This is a genomic window from Actinokineospora guangxiensis (genome assembly GCF_042657845.1).
Taxonomy (GTDB): domain Bacteria; phylum Actinomycetota; class Actinomycetes; order Mycobacteriales; family Pseudonocardiaceae; genus Actinokineospora; species Actinokineospora guangxiensis.
The window spans coordinates 1-9,125 of the sequence record NZ_JBHSKF010000029.1 but is presented as its reverse complement, the minus strand read 5'-3'; the positions used below and the strand labels follow the sequence as shown (position 1 = coordinate 9,125).

8 protein-coding genes are annotated in these 9,125 nt (G+C 72.9%); all 8 read left to right on the top strand.

Going from position 1 to position 9,125, the window contains the following annotated elements:
* The first annotated feature begins 345 nt into the window (after positions 1-345).
* Positions 346-1,647: a DUF4157 domain-containing protein gene (locus ACFPM7_RS30245; RefSeq protein ID WP_378251265.1), complete on the top strand. Its 1,302-nt coding sequence runs from the start codon at positions 346-348 to the stop codon at positions 1,645-1,647.
* A gap of 15 nt (positions 1,648-1,662) precedes the next feature.
* Positions 1,663-2,130: a phage tail protein gene (locus tag ACFPM7_RS30240; RefSeq protein ID WP_378251264.1), complete on the top strand. Its 468-nt coding sequence runs from the start codon at positions 1,663-1,665 to the stop codon at positions 2,128-2,130.
* A gap of 8 nt (positions 2,131-2,138) precedes the next feature.
* On the top strand, positions 2,139-2,591 hold the full coding sequence (locus tag ACFPM7_RS30235) for a phage tail protein (protein WP_378251263.1): 453 nt from the start codon (positions 2,139-2,141) through the stop codon (positions 2,589-2,591).
* A 145-nt stretch (positions 2,592-2,736) separates the two neighbouring features.
* Entirely contained in the window at positions 2,737-3,573 is an 837-nt protein-coding gene (locus ACFPM7_RS30230; RefSeq protein ID WP_378251262.1) for a CIS tube protein, read from the top strand.
* Entirely contained in the window at positions 3,570-5,459 is a 1,890-nt protein-coding gene (locus ACFPM7_RS30225) for a phage baseplate assembly protein V (protein ID WP_378251261.1), read from the top strand. Before ACFPM7_RS30230 ends, ACFPM7_RS30225 begins: the two co-directional genes overlap by 4 nt.
* A gap of 13 nt (positions 5,460-5,472) precedes the next feature.
* The gene (locus ACFPM7_RS30220; RefSeq protein ID WP_378251260.1) at positions 5,473-5,880 is read left to right on the top strand and encodes a GPW/gp25 family protein; all 408 of its coding nucleotides are present in this window, start codon (positions 5,473-5,475) and stop codon (positions 5,878-5,880) included.
* Positions 5,880-7,823 carry a putative baseplate assembly protein gene (locus tag ACFPM7_RS30215; RefSeq protein WP_378251259.1) on the top strand — a complete coding sequence of 648 codons (1,944 nt, stop codon included), beginning with the start codon at positions 5,880-5,882 and terminating at the stop codon, positions 7,821-7,823. Before ACFPM7_RS30220 ends, ACFPM7_RS30215 begins: the two co-directional genes overlap by 1 nt.
* A complete protein-coding gene (locus tag ACFPM7_RS30210) occupies positions 7,823-8,359 on the top strand; it encodes a phage tail protein (RefSeq protein ID WP_378251258.1) in 537 nt (178 codons plus the stop codon). Before ACFPM7_RS30215 ends, ACFPM7_RS30210 begins: the two co-directional genes overlap by 1 nt.
* Positions 8,360-9,125: the final 766 nt, after the last annotated feature.

Here is a 9,125-nt window from a genome sequence, read left to right as displayed (position 1 = left end):
GCATGCTGAAGCTGATGGCCGAGGCCGTGCCCGAGCTGGACAAGGCCTTCGGCAAGGGCACCGCCAACCCCACCCCACCCGTCATTCCCAGCTGACCCAACAACCCCGCCCCACCCGTCCCCAGCTCACCCAACAACCCCAGCCCACCCGCAAACCTCCGCCCACCCGCAAACCCCAGCCCACCCGCCATCCCCAACCGGCTCGCCTGCACCCCCACCCGGTACCCAAACAGCCCCCACCACACCTCGGGGGCACGGCCCCTGGCCAGTCTATCGAGTTCAGGGGGGTGGGGGAGGGGTTACCGGCGGGTTGTGGACAACTTCCCTACCTTCGGCTGGTGACTCCGTGGACACGGCCGGGAGGCCGTCGTTGGCGGAGGCGTTGGCGTTCGCGTTGCCGGACATGGCGGCCGAAGTCGTGCGGGTGCCGGAGGACATCGCGGCTGAGGTGGGCCGGGTGACCGGGGCGGAGTTGGGGGATGTGCCGGTGTTTCGGGGGTCCGCTGTGGATCGGGCGGCGGGGGAGCGGGGGGCGCGGGCGTTCGCGAAGGACGGGGCGGTGTTCCTGCCTGAGTCGGCGGGGGCGGTGAACTCGGGGCGGGCGCGGGCGCTCATCGCGCACGAGTTGGTGCACGTCGCGCAGCAGCGCAGGGTCGGGCGGGTGCCGGACGGGGAGGTCGGGCGGCGGATGGAGGCCGAGGCGGTCGCCGTGGAGCGGCGGTACGAGTCGACGGCCGTCGGGCGAGCGGAGTTGCGGCATCCGGTTCGGCGGCTGGAGCTGGCCGGGCCCGCTCAGCTCGCGCCGGTCGCGCCGCCTGAGCCCGCGCGGTCGCACTTCGAGGAGCCCGCGCGCGAGGAGATCGTGCGGCTGGCGGAGAGTTCGGCGCACCGGGTGGTGGAGGAGTGGACGCGGCCGGAGCCCGGTCGGGCGGGTGGATTCCGCTCGGCGGCGCCTGGGCCCGACCGGGCGAGCCGCCGCCAGGAACTCGAAGCGGAGATGCTGGAGGAGATCAACGCCGACCGGCTGGAGGCAGGCGAGCCGCTGCTGAGCGGGTTGGAGCCCGAGCACGTCGAGCGCCTGGAGAACCGGCTCGACCGCGAGGAGATCACCGGCGAGCGCCGCCGCACCGGTCGGTCGGCGCCGGGCAGGCAGACCCCGCCGCTGGTCGGTGGCGCGTTCGGGGACACGGTCTCCTTCACCGAGACCGTCGGCGGCGCCGAGGCGCCCCGGGGCGGACCCCGCATCGGCGCGCACCGGGCCGCCGTCAACCAGCTCGGCCTGGCCGCGGCGCTCTCCGCCCAGCAGACCCAGGCCCAGCAGAACCAGGCTCAACAGACCCAGGCCCAGCAGAACCACGCCGCCCAGAGCCAGCGCGCGAAAGCCGAGGAACTCCTCCCCGCCGTCGAGGGCGGCGCGTTCGGCGACACCGTTTCCTTCACCGAGCGCCGCGGCGACGACCGCTACCAGGGCGGCAAGCCCCCCGCGCCCGCCAAGGACATGCACGGCAGCGAACAGGAGCCGCTCGACCTCGACCGCCTCGACCTGGAAGAGCTGACCAACCGCCTCTACGACCGCCTCCGCGGCAGGCTCCGGCTGGAGCTGCTGGTCGACCGCGAGCGCGCGGGCATCCTGACCGACTTCCGATAGAGAGGAGACGACCCCATGGCGCTGAGCGACAGCAGCACCATCGCGCTGGCCAACCGGTTCGTCGTGAGCATGAGCGGCAAGGAGACCTACAACCTCGGGAGCTGGTCCAAAGCGGACGGTCTCGACGTCACCTGGGACGTCGCGGAGTACCGGGCGGGCGACGGCGGCAACGACCGCTTCTACTTCCCCGGCAACACCAAGTACAGCAACATCAAGCTGACCAGGGCGGTCTCGGAGGAGACCACCAAGGTCCGCGAGTGGCTGAACAAGAACTCCTGGGAGTTCGAGGTCTTCGTCGGCAGCATCCAGCTCTTCGGCCCGCACCCGGACAAGGGCGCGATCACCGAGTGGGAGCTGCGCGACGTCATGCCGGTGAAGTGGGCCATCACCACCTTCGACGCGGGCGCGAGCCAGGTGTCGCTGGAAACCCTCGAACTGGCGCACAAGGGCTTCCTCGAAGACCTGCGCAAGCTGCCGGGCTAGGAGGACCCGTGGCGCTGAGCGTGAACGCGATGCTGGCCCTCACCCTGCGCTTCCACGTCTCGGTCGACGGCGTGGACCTCGGTGGCTGGGCCCGCTGCAAGGGGCTGTCGGTGAAGTTCAACCCGCGCAAGGTGAAGGAGGGCGGCAACTACCTGTACCAGCCGGTCCTGCCCGACCACATCGACTACCCCGAGATCACGCTCGAACGCGCCATGGACAAGGCGGGCGCCGCCGCGGTGCAGTCGTGGCTGCGCAACCGCGCGCAGGCGTGGGTGCAGTCGATGCTCGGCGCCCCCGGCGGCACGGCCAAGATCACCCTCTTCGACGCCCATGCCCAGGAGGTCGCCTCCTGGCACCTGCGCAACGTCTACCCCAGCGCGTGGAAGGGCCCTGACCTCGACGCGCTCACCCTCGGCGTCGCGATGGAGTCGCTGACCCTGGTCCATGAGGGATTCCTGTGATGGCGCCCGCATGCCTGCGGTCTGTGCCGCCGACCTGCCGACCGCACCCTAGGGGACCGGGACGGGAATCAGCCACCGACACGGGCACGACCGGATGGTTCTTGCTCGGCGCGACCGCCGTGGAGAAGCTCGGGGAGGCGGGACAGTGACCGGATTCAGCGTGCCGATGTCCGGGGGTCCGGTCGACCAGGCGGCGAGCGCGGTCTCCGCGCCGCTGGACGCCGCGCACGGGGCCGCGTCGGCCGTCGTCGGCGCGGGGATCAGCGCCGCGGTGGTGGCGGGCGCCCGGGTTCCCGCGGTGCTCTACTGCCTCAACCCGAAGACGCCCGGCCTGGTGCCCTTCGACTTCAACCCCGAGAAGATCGCGGTCAAGCGGTCCGCCAGCTACACCGTGCGCCCCAACATGCAGGGGCTCAAGAGCCCTGGCGGTGCCTCGGGCACGATCACCAGGACCGTGCAGGCGCCGCAGATCACCCTGAGCAAGGTCATCTTCGAGGGGATCACCGCGAAGCTGCGCTGCGACCAGCTGCTGCGCTGGATGAGCCCGTTCAGCGGCTTCGGCGCGATGGGCATCGGCGGCGCGTCGCTGGAGACCACGCTGCCCGTGCTGACCTTCCAGTGGGGCCCGCCCATGGTGGCCTTCATGTACGAGGTGCGCCTGACCTCGGTGACCATCAACTACGTCCGCTTCGACGTCACCGGCATCCCGCTGCGCGCCGAGGTCGACCTGGTGCTGCGCGAGCAGCCCAGCGAACTGGCCAGCCTGCCGACCAACCCGACGTCGGGCGGGATGCCGGGCAGGCGCACGCACACCGTCGCCGACGGCGAGACGCTGGCCTCGATCGCCACGCACCACTACGAGCGCCCCGGCCTGTGGCGGCGCATCGCGGAGGTCAACGGGATCACCGACCCGAGCCGGGTCAGGCCGGGCCAGGTGCTCTACCTGCCCAACCCGCACGAGCTGACCGGGGGAGCGGCATGACCGACACCTCCGCGATCGTGATGCCCGCCATCTCCATCGGGCACCCGGTCGGCGTGCCGCTGATGCCCCACCACGCCCAGCTGCTCATCCGCGCGGTCGTGGACACCCACCTGCACCTGCCCGACATGTTCGAGCTGACCTTCGCCGACGACGCGGGCAGCCTCGTCGCCGACGCGCGGTTGGGCATCGGCGCGGTCGTCACCGTCACGGGGCGCAAGGCGGGCGGCTCCGACACCGAGCTGATCACCGGCGAGGTCACCGCGGTCGAGGCCGTCTGCCAGGACTCGATGATCCTGACCGTGGTGCGCGGCTACGAGAAGGCGCACCGCCTGCAGCGGGCCCGCCGCACCCGGACGTTCGTCAACATGACCGACGCCGACATCGCCCGCAAGCTCGCCAAGGACGCGGGCATCAAGGTCGGTGTCGTCGACGCCTCGCCCGGCACGCACGCCCACCTCGCCCAGATCGCCCAGACCGACTGGGACTTCCTGCTGGAGCGCGCCAGGGAGATCGGTTTCGAGACCGGTGTCGCCCGCGGGAAGTTCTTCTTCCGCAGGGCCTCCGGCTCCGCGGGCGCAGCGGGCGGGCTGATGGGCGCGGCGGCGTCGGTGGCCGGGCTCGGATCGTCGCTGACGTTCAAGGACAACCTGTTCACCTTCATCGCCCGGATGAGCGCGGCCAACCTGACCCCGGACGTCGAGGTGCGGGTGTGGGACTCCAAGGCCGGGCAGGTCGTGGTCGGCAAGGCCGACGCCACCACCGGCTCGGCCGACGTCGAAGACGACCCGAAAGCGCTTGCGCGGTCGTTCACCGGCGCGTTCAGCCTGCCCGTCCCGATCCCGAGCCCGCCCCCGCTGCCCGGGATGCCGCCGCTGAACCTCGGCGCGGCCCCCAGTCCGACCGCCTTCCTCGTGGTCGACCGGCCCGCCGGGCGCGGCGCCACCGCGCAGAGCACCGCCGACCGCATCGCCAAGAGCGTCGCCGACCACGTCGCCAGCACCTTCGCCGAGGCCGACGGCGACGCCCTCGGCGACCCCGACGTGCAGGCGGGCAGCACGGTCACCGTCGAGGGCGTGCCCAAGCAGTTCGAGGGCAAGTGGGTCGTCACCAACGCCCGGCATGTGTTCGACCCGACCGAGGGCGGCTACCACACCAAGTTCGTCGTCAGCGGACGCCAGGACCGCTCGCTGCTCAAGCTCGCGGGCAGCGGCCAGGCGCGGCGCTCGCCCACCGACGGGCTGGTGTGCGCGCTGGTCACCAACATCAAGGACCCGGAGAAGAAGGGCAGGGTCAAGGTGACCATGCCGTGGCTCGCGCCCGACCACGAGTCCGACTGGGCCAGGGTGGTGCAGGTCGGGGCCGGCCGCAGCAGCGGGATGCTGTTCGTCCCGCAGGTCGGCGACGAGGTCCTGGTCGGCTTCGAGTTCGGCGACCCGCGGCGGCCCTACGTGCTCGGCGGGCTGATCAACGACAGCTCCGACTACGGCTCGATGGCCACCGCGGTCAACGGCGCGGGCGCGGTCGTCGAGCGCGGCATCGCCACTCCCGCCGGAAACCGGCTGCTCTTCGGCGACGACATCACCCCACCGTCGCCCAAGCCCGCCCGCTCCGACATCGTGCTCGGCACCAAGGACGACAAGCTCTCCCTGCGCATCGACCAGGTCGCCGGGACGGTGTCGCTGGTGTGCAACCCCGCGCCCCCGGCCAGCCCGCCCCGGGGGCAGCTGACCATCGAGTGCGGCGGCACGGGCGCGATCACCATCAAGGCGGGCGCGGGTGGGCTCAACCTGGAGTCCGACGGGCAGGTCTCCATCAAGGGCAAGGCGGTCACCATCGACGGCCAGATGGCGACCGAGATCAAGGGCAAGGTCATCAAGCTCAACTGAAGGGGAGGCCGCGGTGTCGGCAGACTTCGTGGGCGCGGGCTGGGCGTTCCCGCTCGGCGTCGGCGCGCAGGGCGGCATCGCGCTGGTGCGCAGGGAAGTGGAGCTGGAGCAGGCGATGCGGCTGATCCTGGCCACCTACCCCGGCGAGCGGCCGATGCGGCCGGAGTTCGGCAGCCGCATCCGCGACTACGTCTTCCGCTCGATCGACCCGTCCACCATCGCCGAGCTGGCGCACGAGGTGCGGCGCGCCCTGCTGCGCTGGGAGCCCAGGGTGGACATCGAGGTGGTAGACGTCCGCCCGGACCCGCACACCCAGGGAGCGCTGCTCATCGACATCCGATACCGGATCAAGGACACCAACGACCGGCGCAACCTGGTCTTCCCCTTCTACACCATCCCCGAGGACGGGAGTGACTACTGATGGCGCTGCCCGCCCCCAACCTCGACGACCGCCGGTTCCAGGACCTGGTGGACGACGCCAAGCGCATGGTCATGCTGCGCTGTCCCGAGTGGACCGACCACAACGTGTCCGACCCGGGCGTGACGCTGATCGAGACCTTCGCCCACATGACCGACCAGATGCTGTTCCGGCTCAACCAGGTGCCTGAACGGCTGTACGTGAAGTTCCTTGAGATGATCGGGCTGCGGCTCATCCCGCCTGCCTCGGCGCAGGCGGCGGTCACGTTCTGGCTCTCGGCGCCCGCGATCACCCAGGTCGCCATCCCCGCAGGCACCGAGGTCGCCACCGTGCGCACCGACGTGGAGGAGTCGGTGGTGTTCACCACGACCCGTCCGCTGGCCATCGTGCCGTGCGCGCTGCACGCGGTGGCCACCAGGTGCGCCGGGGACGACGAACCCGTCTTCCACACCGACCGGCTGCGCATGGGGGAGAACTTCGCCGCGTTCTCCGCGGTGCCCGAGCCCGGTGACGTGCTGCTTGTCGGGCTGACCTCGGCGGTGCCGAACTGCGTGGTGCGCCTGGAGGTCTCCGCGCGCGTCGAGGGGGTCGGCGTGCACCCGGACCACCCGCCGCTGGTGTGGGAGGCGTGGAGCGGGACAGACTGGGTGCGGTGCCTGGTCTCCTCGGACACCACGGGCGCGCTCAACACCTTCGGCGAGGTGCTGGTGCACGTGCCCGCCGGGCACGAGGCGAGCCTCATCGGCGGCGAGCGGGCCGGGTGGCTGCGGGCGCGGGTCATCGAGGTCGACCCGGAGTTCCCGACCTACCGCGAAGCGCCGGTAGTCGGGTCGCTGGTGGCCGGGACGGCGGGCGGGACCGTGCGTGCCGCGCACTGCGAGCTGGTCGAGGACGAGCTGCTGGGCACGTCGGAGGGAGTTCCCGGGCAGACGTTCCCGATCGTGCGGGGGCCGGTGGTGGCCGAGGGGGCGCTGCTGGAAGTGTCCTCGGAGTCGGGCTGGCAGGAGTGGGCCCGGGTCGAGCACTTCGTCGCCAGCGGGCCGCACGACCGCCACTTCGTGCTCGACGCCGCGGGCATGAGCGTCCACTTCGGTCCGTCGATCCGCGAGCCGGACGGCGGGTTCCGCGCGCACGGGGCCGTCCCGGCGGCAGGGGCGGCGATCCGGCTGCGGTACTCCGTCGGCGGCGGGCGGGCGGGCAACGTCGGCAGGCGCACGATCCGCACGCTGAAGTCGTCCATCCCGTTCGTGGCCGCGGTGGAGAACCTGGCGGCGGCCTCCGGCGGGGTGGACGGGGAGACCGTCGAGCAGGCCAAGGCGCGCGGCCCGATCCTGCTGCGCACCCGCAGCCGCGCGGTCACCGCCGAGGACTACGAGGCCATCACCCGCGAGGCGGCGCCGGAGGTGGCCAGGGTGCGGTGCGTGACGGCGGGCGACGACGAGGCCGACGCCGGATCGCTGCGCGTGCTCGTGGTGCCCTCCGCGGCCCAGGACGTCGGCCGTATCGAGTTCGCCGACCTGGTGCCGGGGGAGGACATGCTGGCGCGCATCTCCGAGCGGCTGGACTCGGTCCGGCTCATCGGCACCCGGGTGCTGGTGTCGCCGCCGCGCTACCGGGGCGTGACCGTCGTGGCGCGGGTGATCGCCCGCCCGCGCGTCGACCAGGCCAAGGTGCGGGCGGACGCGCTGGCGGCGCTGTACGGCTTCCTCAACCCGATCAGCGGCGGCCCCGACGGCGTCGGCTGGCCCTTCGGGCGGCCGGTGCAGGCCGGTGACGTGTACGCGCTGCTGCAACGCGTGCGCGGCGTCGACCTGGTGGAGGACGTCCGCCTGTTCGGCGCGAACCCGGTGACCGGCGAGCGCGGCGCGCAGACCCAGCGGCTGGAGCTGGACCGGCACAGCCTGGTCTTCGGCTACGACCACCACGTGAAGGTGGAGGACCACTGATGCGCGGACTCGTCCCCGGCCTGCCCTCGCCCGCACCGCTGCTGGACATGCTGCCCTCGATCTACCAGGAGGACCCGTTCACCGAGCGCTTCGTCGGCGGCTTCGACGACGTGCTCGCGCCAGTGCTGTCCACTGTGGATTGCCTGGTGGACTACCTCGACCCGCTGCTGGCGCCCGAGGACTTCCTGGCCTGGCTGTCCGGCTGGGTGGGGATCGACCTGGACGAGGGCTGGCCGCTGGAGCGCAGGCGGGCCGTCGTCGCCTCGGCGGTGGAGATGTACCGGATGCGCGGAACCGTCGCCGGGCTGCGCGCGCACCTGGGGGTGCTGACCGGCGGCGAGGTGGACATCGCCGACAGCGGCGGCGTCGCGTGGTCGCTGGACCCGGCCGCCGACCTGCCCGGCCAGGCCCACCCCCGCATGGCGGTCCGGGTCAGGGTGGCCGACCCGGCGCGCGTCCCGTCGGACTTGGTCGAGGACGCGGTAGCGGCGGGCAAACCCGCCCACGTCGTCCACCGCGTGGAGGTGACGACGTGATCGTCTGCAAGAAGTGCGGCAACCACAACGCCGAGTCCGACACCTTCTGCGGCCAGTGCGGCGCGTTCCTGGAGTGGACGGGAGAACGGGTGAAGCCCGCCCCGCGCGCGGAGGTGGAGGGCGAGGAGGAGCAGCCGAAGCGCGGCTTCCTGTCCCGCGTCCAGTCGGCCCTGTACCTGGACGTGGGCAACCGCCCACCCGTCGAAACCCCCACCCGCCCCGCCACCACCGCGGCCCGCCCCGGCACCCCCGCCGCCGCCCCGCCCCGCCCCGGTGGCGCGCCGCCTGCCCCGCCCAAGCCGCCCCCGCCCAAGCCCCCGCCTCCCGCGGGCGGCCCCCCGAAGCCGCCCCCACCCCGCCCTCCCGCCGCTCCCGGCGCGGTGCCCCCACCGGCCCCGCCCAAGCCCCCCGCGGCTGCTGGTGCTGCTCCACCTGCCCCGCCCCGGCCTCCGACGGCTGGTGGCGCGCCCCCGCCGACCCCGCCCAGGCCTCCGGCGACTGGTGGTGCTGCCCCACCAGCGGCGCCAGGTGCGGTCCCGCCCGCTCCCCCCAAGCCTCCCGCGACCTCGGGAGGACCACCGCCCACCCCGCCCCTGCCTCCCGCGTCCCCACCACCGTCCGCTCCTCCGCAGGCTCCCGCGGCAGGTGCGCCCGCACCCCCTCCTCCAGCCGCGCCCCCGACGCTCCCCGCCGCCCCCACCGCGACCGTCACCCCACCGAAACCACTCCCGCCACCCTCCCCGCCGAGCACCCCCACGGCCGCGCC